The sequence below is a fragment of the Mesorhizobium sp. C372A genome (assembly GCF_030323245.1).
Taxonomy (GTDB): domain Bacteria; phylum Pseudomonadota; class Alphaproteobacteria; order Rhizobiales; family Rhizobiaceae; genus Mesorhizobium.
In genome coordinates this window covers 2,559,923-2,576,896 of the sequence record NZ_CP100475.1, presented here as the reverse complement: position 1 = coordinate 2,576,896, position 16,974 = coordinate 2,559,923, and the positions used below count along the sequence as shown (strand labels likewise).

At 62.9% G+C, this 16,974-nt stretch carries 11 protein-coding genes; 7 read left to right on the top strand and 4 right to left on the bottom strand.

Features of this window, described 5'->3' with window-relative positions; all coding sequences use genetic code 11:
* Positions 1-76 precede the first annotated feature (76 nt).
* Positions 77-697 carry a ribonuclease D gene (locus NLY42_RS12190; protein WP_031202705.1) on the bottom strand — a complete coding sequence of 207 codons (621 nt, stop codon included), beginning with the start codon at positions 695-697 and terminating at the stop codon, positions 77-79.
* 77 nt (positions 698-774) lie between these two features.
* Positions 775-2,160 (bottom strand): M20/M25/M40 family metallo-hydrolase, encoded by a 1,386-nt coding sequence (locus tag NLY42_RS12185; protein ID WP_023754249.1) that lies wholly within the window; start codon positions 2,158-2,160, stop codon positions 775-777.
* 444 nt (positions 2,161-2,604) lie between these two features.
* Here NLY42_RS12185 and polA point away from each other — a divergent pair, with 444 nt between their 5' ends.
* Positions 2,605-5,532, top strand: a complete 2,928-nt coding sequence (gene polA, locus NLY42_RS12180) for a DNA polymerase I (RefSeq protein ID WP_023754248.1) — start codon at positions 2,605-2,607, stop codon at positions 5,530-5,532.
* A gap of 7 nt (positions 5,533-5,539) precedes the next feature.
* Complete coding sequence (locus tag NLY42_RS12175; RefSeq protein WP_023754247.1) at positions 5,540-6,028, top strand: macro domain-containing protein; 489 nt, start codon at positions 5,540-5,542, stop codon at positions 6,026-6,028.
* Positions 6,029-6,036: 8 nt separating this feature from the next.
* Here NLY42_RS12175 and NLY42_RS12170 read toward each other — a convergent pair whose 3' ends face one another.
* Positions 6,037-6,441, bottom strand: a complete 405-nt coding sequence (locus NLY42_RS12170; protein WP_023669789.1) for a Fur family transcriptional regulator — start codon at positions 6,439-6,441, stop codon at positions 6,037-6,039.
* A 295-nt stretch (positions 6,442-6,736) separates the two neighbouring features.
* Between NLY42_RS12170 and NLY42_RS12165 the strand changes: the two genes are divergently transcribed.
* The 5 genes from NLY42_RS12165 to amrB all read left to right on the top strand — a co-directional run bounded on the left by NLY42_RS12165 (position 6,737) and on the right by amrB (position 15,052).
* Entirely contained in the window at positions 6,737-8,956 is a 2,220-nt protein-coding gene (locus NLY42_RS12165) for a caspase family protein (protein ID WP_023704223.1), read from the top strand.
* A 101-nt stretch (positions 8,957-9,057) separates the two neighbouring features.
* Positions 9,058-9,438 (top strand): hypothetical protein, encoded by a 381-nt coding sequence (locus tag NLY42_RS12160; RefSeq protein WP_245261352.1) that lies wholly within the window; start codon positions 9,058-9,060, stop codon positions 9,436-9,438.
* A complete protein-coding gene (locus tag NLY42_RS12155) occupies positions 9,435-10,148 on the top strand; it encodes a DUF4760 domain-containing protein (protein WP_023700125.1) in 714 nt (237 codons plus the stop codon). The genes NLY42_RS12160 and NLY42_RS12155 overlap by 4 nt, the downstream gene beginning before the upstream one ends.
* A gap of 12 nt (positions 10,149-10,160) precedes the next feature.
* Positions 10,161-13,184 (top strand): caspase family protein, encoded by a 3,024-nt coding sequence (locus tag NLY42_RS12150; RefSeq protein ID WP_031196898.1) that lies wholly within the window; start codon positions 10,161-10,163, stop codon positions 13,182-13,184.
* 149 nt (positions 13,185-13,333) lie between these two features.
* Positions 13,334-15,052 (top strand): AmmeMemoRadiSam system protein B, encoded by a 1,719-nt coding sequence (gene amrB / locus NLY42_RS12145; RefSeq protein WP_023754244.1) that lies wholly within the window; start codon positions 13,334-13,336, stop codon positions 15,050-15,052.
* Between the two features lie 29 nt (positions 15,053-15,081).
* Here amrB and NLY42_RS12140 read toward each other — a convergent pair whose 3' ends face one another.
* Entirely contained in the window at positions 15,082-16,884 is a 1,803-nt protein-coding gene (locus tag NLY42_RS12140; RefSeq protein WP_245261351.1) for an MORN repeat-containing protein, read from the bottom strand.
* Positions 16,885-16,974: the final 90 nt, after the last annotated feature.

Sequence of the window (16,974 nt, the reverse complement as noted above, 5' to 3'; positions counted from 1 at the left end):
TCCCCCTCATTGAGTCGACAGAACGCCACGACGCGTGTCTGGTTGCAAGGCTGCCGGAAGCGTTATCCGAAGGCCATCAGCTGTGGGCAAAAATATCCTCTTCGTCCCAACCCATCAAATCGAGCTTGGCACGCGTCGGCAGGAAGCGGAAGCAGGCGTCGGCTTCCTTGGTGCGCCCGTCCCGCGCCAGGCGTCCAGCCAGCACCTCGCGCAGACGGTGCAGATAGAGAACGTCGGAAGCGGCATATTCGATCTGTTCGGGCGACAGGGTCTCGGCCGCCCAGTCCGACGATTGCTGCGCCTTCGACAGGCCGACGCCAAGCAGTTCGAAGCAGATGTCCTTCAAGCCGTGCCGGTCGGTATAAGTGCGGGTCAGCCGCGAGGCGATCTTGGTGCAGAACACCGGCTCCGGCATGACGCCGAAGGCGTTGTAGAGCACGGCGAGGTCGAAACGGCCGTAGTGGAACAGTTTCGATATGCCGCGGTTGCGGAGCAGGCTGACGAGGTTCGGCGCTTTCTTCTGGCCGGGCGCGATCTGGATCACGTCGGCCGAGCCATCGCCGGGCGAGATCTGCACCACGCACAGCCGGTCGCGGTGCGGGTTCAACCCCAGCGTCTCGGTATCGATGGCCACCGCGTCGACATTGTAGTGGGCGAGGTCGGGCAGATCGTTCTTGTGGAAGCGGATGTCGGGCATGGTTTTCTCCGGATCGCGGCGTAACTCGTCCTCGCCGCGATCCGCTGAAAAATCAACAAGAAAACTTCCCAGCCTCCTCAGCGCGTCAGCGCATCGAGAATGCGCGCCCAGGAGCGCTGGCCCTTGTGGAAGGAGGTCAGCTCGTATTTCTCGTTGGGCGAGTGGATGCGGTCGTCGTCGAGGCCGAACCCGACCAGCAGCGATTCCATGCCGAGATAGGTCTGGAAGTCGCCGACCACCGGTATCGAGCCGCCGCTGCCCGTCGTCACCGCTGGCTTCGGCCATTCATCCGACAGCGCAGTCTTGGCCTTGGCCAGGAATGGCGAGTCGTAGGAAAGCTGAATTGCCGGCCCGCCGCCATGCGGGTGGAATTCGACCGAACAGTCCCCGGGAATGCGCGCCTTGACGAATTTCCGGAAAGCGGCGCGGATCTTCTCGGGGTCCTGCTTGTGGACGAGGCGGAAGGAGATTTTGGACGACGCTTCCGCCGCGATCACCGTCTTGAACCCCTTGCCGGTATAGCCGCCGATGATGCCGTTGAACTCGGCCGTCGGCCGCGCCCAGGTCAGTTCCATCACCGAGCGGCCTTTTTCGCCCGACGGGATCGAGAGGCCGATCGGTCCGAGGAAGGTTTCGGCGGTCTCGCCCAGAGTTTCCCATGATTTCAGGATCTGCGACGGCGTTTCCTCGACCCCGTCATAGAAGCCGGGAATGGTGATGTGGCCGTTCTCGTCATGGATGTCGGCGAGGATTTTCGCCAGGATGCGGATCGGGTTGGCGGCGGCGCCGCCATAGAGGCCCGAATGCAGGTCGCGATCGGCAGCCTTGACCGTGACCTCCTCGCCGACCATTCCGCGCAGCGAAACGCAGATCGACGGCGTTTCGCGGTCCCACATGCCGGTGTCGCAGACCAGAGCGAAATCGGCCTTGAGTTCCTCGGCATTGGCCTCGAGGAACGGCTTGAGCGACGGCGAACCGGACTCCTCCTCGCCCTCGAACAGGATGGTGATGCGGCAGGGCAGATTGCCATGCACCTGCTTCCAGGCGCGGCAGGCCTCGACGAAGGTCATCAGCTGCCCCTTGTCGTCGGCCGAGCCACGGCCGGTGATTACCTTGTGACCGGGCTCGATCTCATTGACCGCCGGCGCAAACGGGTCGTTCTCCCAAAGCTCGATCGGATCGACCGGCTGCACGTCGTAATGGCCGTAAAACAGCACATGCGGCGAACCGGCGGGGCCTTCATGGTGCGCAACCACCATCGGGTGTCCCGGCGTGTCGCGCACCGAAGCGTCGAAGCCGATCAGCTTGAGGTCCGCCACCAGCCATTCGGCGGCCTTGCGGCAGTCGGCGGCATAGTCTGAATTGGTGGAGATCGACTTGATGCGGAGCAGGCCGAACAGGCGCTCCAGGCTCTGGTCGAGATTTTTGTCGAGACGGTCGAGGACGGAGGAAATGGTGGACATTACTGCGGGCCTTTCTTTTCGGTGCCGGGACCGTAAAGGCAGCGCATCAAAACGAAAAGCCCGCGATCGTTGGACCACGGACCGTAAACACTTGTCAGAAGGCAAAAAAGAACCGCCGTGGTGGAGGGGAACCACGGCGGTCTTTTACTCGAAACGATGCGGCAGCCCGGAGAGGGGGGATAGGCTGCCGCAATTGTCCGGGATAGGCGGGGGACGGGCCTTGCTCCGGACTCGGCGAAAACTGCCGATGACCTTTATTTGTGTCTCGGATCGTGGCGTTTCAAGGGCACAAAAATTACACTTTTGTAACATAGCCGTGAGCGCCGAGGCAAACAGCAGCAGGACCTATCGGCAGGCAGGCTCTGTCAGCATGTCGCCGCAACACCTGTTGGAAGCCCGCCTTTGCCATGGACCGCGCCGTCCTGCCGCGCTATCCCTGCCGGCATGAAAAAAGGCGACCATCTCTTCCTTATCGACGGCTCCGGCTACATCTTTCGCGCCTATCATGCGCTGCCGCCGCTGACCCGCAAATCCGATGGGCTGCCGGTCGGCGCGGTCTCCGGCTTCTGCAACATGTTGTGGAAGCTGATGCAGGACGCCCGCAACACCGATGTAGGCATCGTGCCGACGCATTTAGCGGTCATTTTCGATTATTCGTCGAAAACCTTCCGCAATGATCTTTACCCGGAATACAAGGCCAACCGCAACGCACCGCCCGAAGACCTGATCCCGCAATTCGGTCTGATCCGCCAGGCAACCGTGGCCTTCAACCTGCCTTGCATCGAGATCGAAGGCTACGAGGCCGACGACCTCATCGCCACTTATGCCAGGCTGGCGTGCGAGGCCGGCGGCGACACCACTATCATCTCCTCTGACAAGGATCTGATGCAGCTGGTCGGACCCACGGTCGGCATGTACGACCCGATGAAGGACCGCCAGATCGGCATCCCCGAAGTCATCGAGAAATGGGGCGTGCCGCCGGAAAAGATGATAGACCTGCAGGCGCTGACCGGCGACTCCGTCGACAATGTGCCGGGCGTACCCGGCATCGGGCCGAAAACGGCGGCGCAGCTTCTGGAACAGTTCGGCGACCTTGACGGGCTGCTCGCCCGGGCCAGCGAGATCAAGCAGGACAAGAGGCGCGAATCCATCATCGCCAATGCCGACAAGGCGCGCATATCGCGCCAGCTGGTGACGCTGGAGAACGACGTGCCGGTGACCGACGGGCTCGACGATTTCGTGCTGCATGCGCCGGATGGGCCGAAGCTGATCGGCTTTCTCAAAACCATGGAATTCACCTCGCTGACCCGGCGCGTTGCTGAAGCGACCAGCACCGAAGCCGGCGATGTGCAGGCTGTCGCCGTCACCGTCGAGCGCGCCGACACCGCGCACGGCCCCGATGTCGGTTCCGGCATAGCGGCGCCTGCGGCAACACAGGATGAAGCCAAAACCGAAACCGCCAGGGCCGGCGACGCCCCTTCGCTGCTTGCCGCACTTCGCCTGGAAACGGCCGCTGCGGCCAAAATCGATCCCGCCGCCTATGTCGCCATCCGCGACACGGCGACGCTCAAGACCTGGCTGGCCCAAGCCAAGGAGACCGGGATCGTCGCCTTCGACACCGAAACCACGTCTTCCGATCCGATGCTGGCCGACCTCATCGGTTTCTCCCTGGCGATCGGCCCCGGCCGCGCCGCCTATGTGCCGCTCGCCCACAAGAGCGGCGCCGGCGACCTGCTCGGCGGCGGCACGCTGGAGAACCAGATTCCGGTCCGCGAGGCGCTGGCGCTGCTGAAGCCGCTGCTGGAAGACAAATCGGTGCTCAAGATCGCCCAGGACGCCAAATACGACATCGTCGTCATGAGCCGCCACGGCATCGATATCGCACCCTTCGACGACACGATGTTGATTTCCTATGTGCTCGACGCCGGCACCGGCCACCACACTTTGTCCTCGCTTGCCGACAAATGGCTCGGCCATGCCACGACGCCGCTCAAGGATCTCGCCGGTTCCGGCAGAAGCTCGGTCGGGTTCGAGCAGGTCGACATCGACCGGGCGACCGCCTACGCCGCCGGCCATGCCGACGTAGCGCTGCGGCTATGGCAGGTGCTGAAGCCGCGGCTGGCCGCCAAGGGCCTGGTCTCGGTCTATGAGCGGCTGGAGCGTCCGCTGGTGCCGGTTCTGGCGCGTATGGAGCAGCGCGGCATCTCGGTCGACCGCCAGATTCTGTCGCGGCTCTCCGGCGAGCTGGCGCAAGGCGCGGCACGGCTGGAAGAGGAAATCTACGGCCTTGTCGGCGAGCGCATCAACATCGGGTCGCCAAAGCAACTCGGCGACATCCTGTTCGGCCGCATGGGCCTGCCCGGCGGCTCCAAGACCAAGACCGGGCAATGGTCGACCTCCGCGCAGCTTCTGGAAGACCTCGCCGCCGAAGGCCACGAACTGCCGCGCAAGATCGTCGACTGGCGTCAGCTGACCAAGCTGAAATCGACCTACACCGACGCGCTGCCCGGTTTCATCCATCCCGACACCAGGCGCGTGCACACATCTTATGCGCTGGCCGCAACGACGACGGGCCGGCTGTCCTCCTCCGATCCCAATCTGCAGAACATCCCGGTGCGCACCGCGGAGGGACGCAAGATCAGGACGGCCTTCATCGCCGACAAGGGCCAGAAACTGGTCTCGGCCGACTACAGCCAGATCGAACTGCGCGTGCTTGCCCACGTCGCCGAGATCCCGCAGTTGAAGCAGGCCTTCGCCGATGGCGCCGACATCCACGCCATCACCGCCTCGGAAATGTTCAACGTGCCGGTCGAAGGCATGCCGTCCGAAGTGCGCCGCCGCGCCAAGGCGATCAATTTCGGCATCATCTACGGCATCTCGGCCTTTGGGCTCGCCAACCAGCTGTCGATCCCGCGCGAGGAGGCCGGCGCCTACATCAAGAAGTATTTCGAGCGTTTCCCCGGCATCCGCGACTATATCGAGGCAACAAAGGCCTATGCGCGCGAACATGGCTTCGTCGAAACCATCTTCGGCCGCCGCATCCACTATCCTGAGATCCGGTCGTCAAACCCGTCGATCCGTGCCTTCAACGAGCGCGCCTCGATCAACGCCAGGCTGCAAGGCACCGCTGCCGATATCATCCGCCGCGCCATGGTGCATATGGACGAGGCGCTGGAAAAGGCCGGCCTGTCCGCCCGCATGCTCTTGCAGGTGCATGACGAATTGATCTTCGAGACGGTTGAAGCGGAAGTCGAGGCGACGATCCCCGTGGTGCGCAGGGTGATGGAGAACGCGCCGATGCCGGCCATCTCGATGTCGGTGCCGCTGCATGTCGATGCGCGGGCGGCGAACAACTGGGACGAGGCGCATTGAAGGTGCGATGATTGTCTTTGTCACGGGAGACCTGCTGGCCGCCAAGGAAAGCTATATCGCTCAAGGCGTGGCAGAGGGCAATCAAGAGGGCCTTGGCACCGGACTTGCGCTGAAGATTTCGAAAAAGTGGCCGAATGTGCAGGCTGCGTTCAAGAAATATGCTCGGACCGGCAGGTTTATTGGCGGTCATATCTGGACATTGGAGCCAGACGGCAATCGGCCGGGCTTCATTTATCTGGCAACCCAGCCAGATATGTATCACGCCACGCTTCCCTATTTACGGAAAGCAGTTCGCGGGCTTGTGAAAAGGGCCGACAAAAACCGGGTAGAATCCATCGCCTTGCCAAAAATCGGGTCTGGCCTTGGCAAATTATCTTGGCTCGACGAGGTGAAACCCCTGCTTATGGAGCAGCTAACACCTGGGCCTACGCGGTACGTCGTCTATGAGACATTCTTGAACGAATTCGAGAATAGCGCACCGCCTCGGCTCAAGTAGGAAGCAAGCTAAGCCGCCTCAGCCAGGCACTTGGCACACGTCCCTCGAAACTCGATCACCGCCTTCTTCGCAGCAAACCCGGTCGAGCGCACCCATTCGTCCAGCCGATGGTCGACGTCATGGTCGGACATCTCCATCACCTGCCCGCATGTGTCGCAGATAGCGAAGGCTGTCATCGAATGCGTATGGTCGTGCGGTTCGGCGCAGGCGACGAAGGAGTTGAGGCTTTCCAACCGGTGCACGAAGCCTGACTTCACCAGGCTGTCGAGCGCCCGGTAAACCTGTAGCGGCGCGCGGAAACCGCGCTCGCGCAGCTGGTCGAGAAGCGTATAGGCGCTGAGCGGTCCGCTGGCGGCCTCGAGCTTTTCGAGCACGCTCAGCTGATTCTTCGTCAGCACATCCCTTGCCGCCATGATCCCGTTTTCCGATCGTTTAGAGCATGATGCCGAAAAGTGTGGAGCGGTTCTCGGACGACATCACGTTCCATCTGTTTGATCCAGCGCCGCTCGCAAATCATTTCTGCCATGCGACGGTCTCAATTCTCTTGAGATAGCGATGAAGCAGGCTTTTTGCCACTGTTTCCGTTATCGCCATCGACACCATGACCACCACCGCCGATTGACGGCACCGACCACATTCAAAATACTGACAAAATTCGCGACGAAAGGTGCCGCACTTGCAAATTCGATCGGGCTTGGGGAAGCAATTATGATCAAACTGACACGACGGACGCTGCTCGTCGGCACGTCGGCGCTTGTGGCTGCCGGTACGGTTTCGTTCCGCGCTCTCGCCGCCTCGCGCACCTATCACGCGCTGCTGGTTGCCTGCACCGACTATCCGAACCTGCCGCAGAAGAACTGGCTGATCGGGCCGAAGAACGATGCCGGCCTGGTGCGCGACTATCTCCTGAAGAACACGCCCGATCCGGTGAAGTTCTCGGCCGAGAATGTGATCCTGCTCGCCAAGGACGTCGAAGGCGCCAACGGCCCGCCGACGCATGCGGCGATCAAGGCCGCCCTTGCCGACCTCGCCGGCAAGGTGCAACGCGACGATTTCGTCTATCTGCATCTGTCGGGCCACGGCGCCCAGCAGCCGCAAGCCAAGGCCGGTGACGAGACCGACGGCCTCGACGAGATTTTCCTGCCGTCCGATATCGACAAATGGATCAACCGCGAAGAGGGCGTGCCGAACGCGCTGGTCGACAACGAGGTCGGCGCCGCACTCGACGCCATCCGCGACAAGGGCGCCTTTGTCTGGGTGGTGTTCGACTGCTGCCATTCGGGCACCGCGACGCGCGCCGCGGAAGTCGATGACGAACTGGAGCGCAAGGTCGAGTTCGCCGACCTCGTCGGCGGCGACAACGCGGCGAGAGCAGCGGCGGTGAAGGCCTATGACGACATCTCGGCAAGCGCATCGCGCGGTTTCGACGAGAATGGCGGCCGCAAGCCGGCCTTCAACCTGACGCCGACCGGCGCAGAGCCGATCGCCAGGGGCAAGCTGGTCGCCTTCTATGCCGCGCAGACGGTCGAGACGACGCCGGAAATGCCGCTGCCCAAGGGCACGCCCGACGCGCCGCGCTTCGGCCTGTTCACCTTCACCATCCTGTCGAAATTGGCCGAGAACCCCAACGTCACCTATCGCCAGCTCGGCCAGGCCGTGCTGCAGCAATATTCGGCCGACGGCCGCACAAGGCCGACGCCCCTGTTCGAGGGCGAACTGGACGCCCGCGTGTTCGGCACCGACAAGACCGACGCCGTCATGCAATGGCCGATTGCCGTCAAGGACGGCGATGTCGCGATCGGCGCCGGGCTGCTGCAGGGTCTGACCCCCGGCAGCAAGCTCGCCATTTTGCCTTCGGCGCTGTCGAAGCTCTCCGACGCCGTCGGCTATCTCGAAGTGAAATTGGCAAAAAACCTCGAAAGCCAGCTCGCACCGGTCGAATTCGACGGCAAGCCGGCGCTTGCGCCGACGGCGGTGCCCGCCGGCGCCTATGCGCGCGTTGCCGAACTCGCAGTCGACTACAAGCTGCTGGTGGCAAAGCCGGCGCCGACCGCAGGGCTCGATAAAGAAACCGAGCTGGTCAATTCGGTTCTGGACGAATTGGTGGCGAAGCCGAAGTCCGGCTTCCACATCGCGCTGGTCGAGCCCGGCAAGAGCGCCGATCTGCGGCTTGCGGTGCTGCGCGAAAAATCCATGGACGGCGCTGCCGCCAACGCCAGCGACGAACCGGCGCTGTGGTTCCTGCCGGCGTCCGGCGACATCAGCTTGAAGGACGGCAGCAAGCCGCCGCGCATCGTCATCCATCAGGATGGCCGCGACAAGCTTGCGGAAAACACAGCCAAGAACCTGACCACGATCTTCCGCGCCACCGGCCTGTCGCGGCTCGCCGCGGCGTCCGACTACCGGCCGGACGAGGTCAGCGTCCAGTTCCTGATCAAGCGCCAGGACAGCGATGTGCTGGAGCCGATCGAATCCTCGACGGTGCCGCGCGTTTCGCCGGGCGATCAGGTACACATTGCGGCCAAGAACGGGTCCGACGAGTTCGTCGACATCAACGTGCTCTACATCGGCAGCGACTATTCGATCACCCATATCGTCGCCGAGCGGCTGGCGCCGATCAACCAGCAGGCCGATCAGGGCCTGAAGGAAGGGCTGCTCGCCTTCACCGACACCAGCTTCGGCATGGAGCGCATGATTGCCGTGCTGACCGAGGCGCCGCCGCAGAGCGAGAAAGAGGATCTGAGCTTTCTTGCCCAGGAAGGCGTGCGCGCCGTGACGCGTGCCGCATCGGGAACGCCTGGTTTTTCCGACATGCTGGCCGACATCGGCATGGCGCCGGCGACGCGCTCGGTGATGCGGCTTGCCGACAAGAGCGGTCCCAAAGGCGCGGTGATGATCTTCCCGATGGAGACGGTGCCCCGCGCCTGACCTGACATCGCTTCGCCGGCTCTTGCCGGCGTGATATATGAACATTCCCGGCTCGCGACACTTCTATGCGCCGCGGCTGAATGCAACAGATGAGGACATCAGTGACTATCCCCGTGCTCTCCTGGCGTGCAGCGACGGCCGGCCTTGCCGGAAGCCTGTTGCTGGTTGCCAGCGCCTCGGCGGACGAGAATTGCGGCCTGTGCGCCAAGCAGATCGTCACCAACTCCGAGCTCGCCACCTGCTTTCTCGACCAGTACGACCAGATCGCCAAGACCGGCAACACGGCCGTTGTCGTCGATCTCTCCAGCTGCGCCTCGCGCGGCGTGGTCGAGCCCTTGCCGTCACCCAGCAAGGCGGCTGCCGAACCGGACGTGCAGTTCATGATTTCGCGCACGCAGCTCGATTGCCTGAAAAAGAAGCTGGAGACACCCGGCATCGTGCTCGATCCCACCGCCATTATCCGACTGGACAGCTGCGGATGAAAAAGCCGGGGGGCACTGCAACGCAAAAATCGCCAGCCACATCGGCGCCGGCACCGGCCAAGAAGCCGGCGACCTTGCCCGAAACCACCGAAGGCTTTCCGTGGCCGAGCAGTCACGAGATCAAGAAGGAAGCCAACCCGTTCACCGACCGCGACTGGCGCATGCTGATCTATGCCTGGTCGGGTCTCGCCGTGCGCCTGGCGATCGTCTTCACCTTGGGCTTCTCGGTCTTCCAGTTTCTGGCAAACCAGGAACAGAAGCGCGTCGAGCAGACGATGTCGCTGGTCGAGCTTTGGGAAAGCAAGGATTTTCAGCAGGCGCAGCGCGCGCTCAAGGAGCGCCTCTCGTCGCTCAACGCCAAATACGACAATCTGCTCAGCGCCACGCCGTCGCCGACCGAGGAACGGGTCTTCCGGCAACGCATTGGCATTGAGGCGATGACTGCCGGCGGCGGCACCATGCCGATCGCCGATTTCAACGACAATTTTGATCGCATCGTCTATTTCCTCAATCGTCTCTCCATCTGCGTTGAGGGCAAGCTCTGTTCGCGCGATGTCGCCGATGCCTATTTCCGCGACTATGCGGTGTCGTTCTGGAGCTATTTTGCCGGCTACATCGAAAAAGAGCGCAAGGCCGGTTCCGCCAGTTATGCCCAGGCGATCGAGAATTATGTGCGTCACGGGTCGGCGCCGCCCGCCGACTCCAAATAGCGGCGCAACAAGGTGCCGGGCAGCTCCCATCCCTTGCGTGCTATCCGGTGGCTAATCCTGGTCGGTCTTCTGGCGTTAACGTCAACCGCCGGTGCCGAGGACCTCGATTTCCACCTCGATCTCAACACCGGCGGCCACAGCGCCAGGGTCACCGACCTTGCCTTCACGCCGGACGGCGAGGAACTGGTCTCCGCATCTGACGACAAGACCATCCGCATCTGGGACTGGCAGAGCGGGGTGACGCTGCGCACCATTCGCGGCTATCTTGGCAATGGCAATGACGGCAAGGTCTTTGCGATTGCCGTGTCGCCGGATGGCAAGACGATCGCCGCCGGCGGTTATTTCGGCGCCGGCATCGGCGACAAGCCCCCTTATGGCGATATCAGGCTGTTCGATTTCGCCACCGGCAGGATCAAAACCGTGCTCAAGGCCGCCGACTATGCCATCTATGATGTCGCCTTTTCACCCGACGGAAACACGCTCGCCGCCGGCGGTGGCGATGGTTTCGTCTACCTCTGGCGGGCGGACGACAAATCCGCGTCGGGCTGGACGCTGGCGGAAAAATTCGATGCCGATTCCTGGCGTGTGGAAAAGCTCGCCTTCGCCGCTGCGGGAACCCGGCTGGCAGCGACGACCACCGACAATGGCATCCGGCTCTGGGACGTCGCCAAGTCAGAGGAAATCGCTTTGCCCGCCGAGGCCGAACCGCTGCGCGATGTCGGCGTCGCCGCACTCGCCGTGTCATTGGATGGCAGGCTGTTCGCCACCGGCAGCAAGGACGGCGACGTCCAGCTCTGGCAGGCCAGCACGGGCAAATTCGTCCGCGCCATGCCGAAGCAGGATTTCCAGATCGGCGCTCTGAGCTTCGCGACGGGTTCGCGGCTTGTGGCGTCATGCAGCTATCGCTGCGCCGACAAGCATCGCTCGGTGGTCTGGAATACCGACAGCGGCGAGCAACTGCTCGACTATAACGGCCATGACGGCACGGTCTTTGCTGGCGCCGGCAATGCCGACGGCTCGCTGGTGGCGACAGCCGGCGGCACCCGCAACGCCATCCAGGTCTGGAACCCCATGACCGGCGAGCGCAAGGCGCTGCTGCAAGGGGTCGGCGAACCGGTGACGGCGATCGGGATCGATGCGGCGAGCAGCTCCATCGCTTGGGGCAACACCAACCCCTGCCCTGAACGCGTGTCCTGTCCCGAGCTGCAGGGCACGCTGGACAAGGTGCTGGCGCTACCGACGGCCGAGCGGTTCTTCGAGGACCCGGTGGCGTTTGCGGAACAGGGCGCCTATGCCCGCGCGGCACTCGCAGAGGGTGAGTGGTCGCTCCGTGCTGCCCCCGGCGGCAAGGACGGCCTGGAGAATGCCGTGCTCGAAATCGCGAGCGGCGGAAAGGTGATGCACAGCATCGAGAATGCCGCCACCAATGGCTTCGTCCATTCGGCTTACACGCTGATCGGCAATGGGCTTGGCCTGATCACCGGCGGCAGCGACGGCACGCTGTTGGAATACAAAACCGCGACCGCCGAGCTATCGGGTGAATTCACCGGCCACACCGGCGAGATCAACGCCATGGTTGCCGCCGAGAAGGAAGGGCTGTTGGTCACCGGCAGCGCCGACCAGACCGTGCGGCTGTGGAATTTGAAGACACACAAACTGATAGTGTCGATGTTCTTCGCCGGCTCCGAATGGATCGCCTGGATGCCGCAGGGCTACTATTATTCCTCCGCCGACGGCGACAAGTTGATAGGCTGGCACGTCAATCAGGGTCGCGACCACGAAGGGCGTTTCATCAGCGCCGGCCAGCTGAAAAAATATCTCTGGAGCCCGGAAATGGTGCGCCGGGCCATCATCCTGCGCAGCGCCGAACAGGCGGTTCAGGAAATGCGCCCCGGCGTCGACCGCCAGCTGGAAAAGCTGCTCGAGCGCAAACCGCCGGAATTCGGCATCAAGCTTGCCGCCGACCAGAGCAACGTCCGCGAGGGCTATGTCGCCGTCGAGATTTCGGGCGCGCAGGAAGCCGGCGCCGATGTCGCCGGATTTTCGATCCTGTCGAACAGCCGCAATGTCGGCAATGTCACGGCGCGCTCGGCCGATGGCGGCAAGAGCACCATCGTCGAAGTGCCGGTCGAGAATGGCGAAAATACCATTCGCATCACCGGCACCAACGAGTTCGGCTATCTGACCGAGCGCAGTGTCACAGCACTTGGCAGGAAAACCGAAAAGCCCGCCAACAAGGGCAAGCTCTACGTCGCCGTGATCGGCGTCGACAAATATCCTTTCCTCACCGATGCATGCGCCGGCCACGCCTGCGATCTGCGCTATCCCGTCGATGACGCCACCGAATTCCTCAAGGTGATCTCGCAGAAATCCGCGCCCTTGTTTTCGGCGATGGAGACGCTGGTTCTGGTCAACCGCGAAGCGCTGGATGAGGCGCCCGATTCCGGCAAGGACGTGTTCAAGGTCGCCAGCGCCGACACCATCCTGGAACCGGATTCCGACACGATCAACGACCAGCTCGCCGACTTTCTCGACAGACCCGGCGAGAACGACACCACCATCATTTTCGTCGCCGGTCACGGCATCAACATCGACGAAGATTATTATTTCATCCCCACGGACGGCCGCAAACAGGATGCCGACCGCTGGAAGCGCTCCTCGCTGGTCGACTGGGGCGACATCCAGAAATCGGTTGAGCGGGCCAAGGGCATGCGCTTCATGCTGCTCGACACCTGCCACGCCGCCAACGCCTTCAACCCGCGCCTGGAAAAAGACGCGCAGGACGCACGCATCGTCGTCTTCTCGGCCACCGCTGCCAACAACACCGCCGCCGAACTGCCCGAGCTCGGCCATGGCGTCTTCACCTATTCGATCCTCGAAGGCCTGCGCGGCCGGGCCAAGACCTCCGACGGCGGCGTGACGCTGTTCGGCCTCGCCGACTACATCTCGCGCGAAGTGCTGCGGCTGACCGCGTCCAAGCAGAAGCCGTTCTACTATGTCGGCGGCGTGGAGAACATTGTGCTGGCTGAGCCGTGAGAGGTCGGCACCCAGGCACCCGCCTCTGGCCTGCCGGCCATCTCCCCCGCAAGGGGGGAGATCAGTCTCTTCATTGCTGGAGATCTATTTTCAAGGTTGGTGATTGGCGAAAGTCGAGGCGACATCCAATCTCCCCCCTTGCGGGGGAGATGTCCGGCAGGACAGCGGGGGGTGCCTGGGCACGGACCAGCATTCTGATCTTTGCCACCGCCTTGCTTATCCTCTCAGTGCTTCAAGCGTCTGCCGCCCCCATCACCTGCCCGCCCGGCGACACAAACTTCCCGTCCTTCTACTCCGACCCCACACTCTTCACCGACGCCATCGCCGCCGTCGCCAGAATCGAGCCGTCCAACCAACGCCTCACCGGCATCACAGTCCCCCACCACCTGCTCGTCGCAGATCTCGTCGCACTCGGTTTCCACGCCGCGTCCGGCTTCCGCTACAAGCGCATCGTCATCCTGTCGCCGGACCATTTCCATAAGACGCAGAAACTCTTCGCCACCACGACGCGCGGCTTCGACACTGTGCTTGGCCCGGTCATGGCCGACACGGCAGCCCTGCGCCTTATCCAGGCGAACAGCGAGATGGTCGAGGACTCCTGCCTCTTCGCCAAGGAGCACGGCGTTCAAGCCATGCTGCCCTTCCTGCACCATTATTTTCCCGAGGCAACCATCGTGCCGGTGGCGATGTCGGTCAAGGCGAAGCGCGGCGACTGGGACCGGCTGGCGCAGGCGCTGAAAGCGATCGTCGACAAGGACACGCTGATCGTCGAATCCACCGATTTCTCACATTATCTGCCGCAGCACGAAGCCAGGCGTTTCGACCAGCAGACGCTGAACATGCTCGCCGCCGGTTCGCTCGACGGCATCACGGCGCTGCGCCAGCCGGATCACGCCGATTCGGTCGGTGCGCTCTATATCCAGACCAGGCTGCAGCGCGAACTGTTCGGTGCTGCGCCGCTGGTCGTCGCCAACGAGAACTCGCAGGCGCATTCAAGCGACTATGTCGAGCGCACCACCAGCTATGTCGTGGCGCTGTTCGGCGCCTTCGGCCCCGGCATCAACAATCCTGCCCGTCCCGACGACAAGCTCTACTATTTCGCGGGCGACGTGAATTTCGGCCGCGCCATGAAGAAGATCCTGGTCCGCGACGGTGTTGCCGAGAAGATCGTCGAAAGCGTGCTGGCCCTGACCCGCTCGCGGCCGCTGATCGTCAATCTCGAAGGCGTGATCCTGCCCAACGTCCCTGAGGCGATCGACGACATGACGCTGGCCATGCCCGCAGACCTCGCCATCGACATGCTCAAGAAATTGCATGTCGCCGCTGTCAGCCTCGCCAACAATCACGCCTACGACCTCGGCCCGTCAGGCTATGCCGAGACGCTGGCCGCACTCGATGCGGCCGGCATCGCCCATTTCGGCCAGGGCGAGACGCTGGCGCTTGCCGATCTCGACTTGGTCGGGCTGACCGACATCGATACCAACGGCTCCAGGAACACCGACCTTCTGACGCCTGCTTTGCTCGACCGGCTGCTGCACGACAATGCCGAGCGGCCGGTGATTGCCTTCGTCCATTGGGGCCGCGAGTACAAGACGGAGCCGTCGCCGCACGAGGAGATGCTTGCCGACCAGATGCGGCTGCGCGGTGTCACGGCAATCGTCGGCGGTCATCCACATGTATCGAGCGAGGCGATCCTGCCGCTCGGCGGTGGCGATGTTGCGGAGATCTATTCGCTCGGCAATTTCCTGTTCGACCAGAAAGCCGAACGATCGTCCGGGTCGATGCTGGAACTCAGGGTGTTCAGCCAGGGCACGATCTTTGCCCGGCTGATCCCGCTGCCCAATTTTTTCGAGATGGGCTCGAAATGACGCGATTCCCGAAAGGACGTGACAGGACCTCAACAGCCTTGCAGATCTTCCGGCAGATAGCAGACCGCCGGCTTGGTGCTGGTTTCGAACAGCGACTGCTTCGGCCTGAAATAGAAGAACGTGGCCGGCTTGCTCTCGCGTGTGCTGCCATCGGCGAAATGGGCGGCGATGCTGAAGCGATGGATCGACGACATTGACGACCACATTTTCAGCCGTGCCGTGTAGGCGCTGAGATTCTTGTTGCCGCGCACCGGCATGGGGATGCTGTAATCGGTCTTGCCGATCGGAAATTCGATGTTCTGGTAGCGCAGCGCTTCGGGCGACGCGCCGCCGCCATCGCCGCATTCGGCGAGCGATTCTGGGACCTCGATGCTGACCAGCGAGACGATGACGCGAAACGGCTCGCTCTGCTGGTAGACAGCGCCCTGATCGTCCGCCCAGGAATAATCGAGCTTGCCAATCCCGGTCACGCTCATTTTCTCGACGCTGCCGCTGATGTAATCGGCAACGTCGCCGAACTTGACCTTGTTGGCCACCTGGGCGCGGCAGACATCCAGGCTGTCCCTTGACGGGCAGGTGAAGCGCTCGGTCTCGAGCGTGGTTGTGTCGACGCCGGCTTCAGTCAGCACGTCCTTGATCGAGACGTCGACGCCATCGCCGAAAGTGCCGATGTCCTTCGTGAACATGCGGCTCGGCTCGCCGGTCGCGTTGTCCTCCTCGTCGGTCCTGGTGAACTGGATCGACATCTTCATGTCTTTCACGTCGCCCCAGCCATTGTTGACGATCGAGAAGTCGGGGCGGAAGCCGACGCAGCCATAGTGCTCGCTGATCGACAGCATCGGCTTGCGGTAGGCCTCGCTCGCGGCCACCTTCATTTCCAGGCTGTCGATCTTGACCCTCGACTGGTCGGTGGTCTTGAGGTCGACTTCGGCGAAGGCCGGCGCCGTCTCCCAGTCCATGCCTTCATAGACATTGCCGGTACGAATCTCTCCGGTGCCGTTCCAGGCATCGTTGTACTGGTCCGACACCGGATAGATCGCGATGTCTTCGTCGCGCACCAGATGCTGGTACTGCATGTCGGCCTGCTGCGACATGCGCTGGTCGACGGCAATGCCGATCTCGACCTTGTCGGCGGAACCGCCGCCGGTCTGCGCCTTGAGCAACCCGCCCACTCTGGCATCGGCCAGCACGTCGGGGCGCGCACCGCCGATCTCCTTGCCCATCGCCCATTGCGACCAGTAGACGGTGCCGCCGGGCAGCCGGGTGCGGCCCTTGCCGTCCTTCAGCCCATCGGCAAAAGAGCCGACGAATATCTCGCCTGTCTTCGTCTCCAGCCTGCCCTCGCCATTCGGCACACCGGCCCTGAATTGCCCTTCATAGCGATTGCCGTCGGCATCGACATGGATCGCATGGCCGTCGAGCTGGCCGGCGACCCAACGGCCGTCGAGAACCTCGCCTGAACGCAGCTCCAGCCGGCCTTGTCCTTCGGGGCGGCCATTCCTGATCTCGCCGAAATAGCTGGAATAGATCGTCTTGGGGTCATAGCTCGCCGAGCCGCGTACGCGCCAGACCAGCCTGCCCTTGCCGTTGACGGTGCCGTCGGCTGCGACGGTGCGGTCCGGCGACACGCCGGCTGCCGGCTCCCAGGTGAAATCAAGACCCAATTCCGGGTGGGAATCCCAGACCCGTACATTCTTGCGCAGCACCGAACGTGTTTCGCTTTTATAGAGGATTTGCACCCGCTCGGCCCAGGCGCCATCGGGTGTGGCACCGCCTTGATCGGCCATAGCGGAAAAGCATGTCAGTGCGGCCAGCATGGATGCAGCCGCCATCGCTTTGACTCCGAAGATCATTCTTGCCCGCGCCATCTTACCCAACCCCTTGGATCGCCTAGCGTAAGCACCGCTGTAACACAGTGCAAG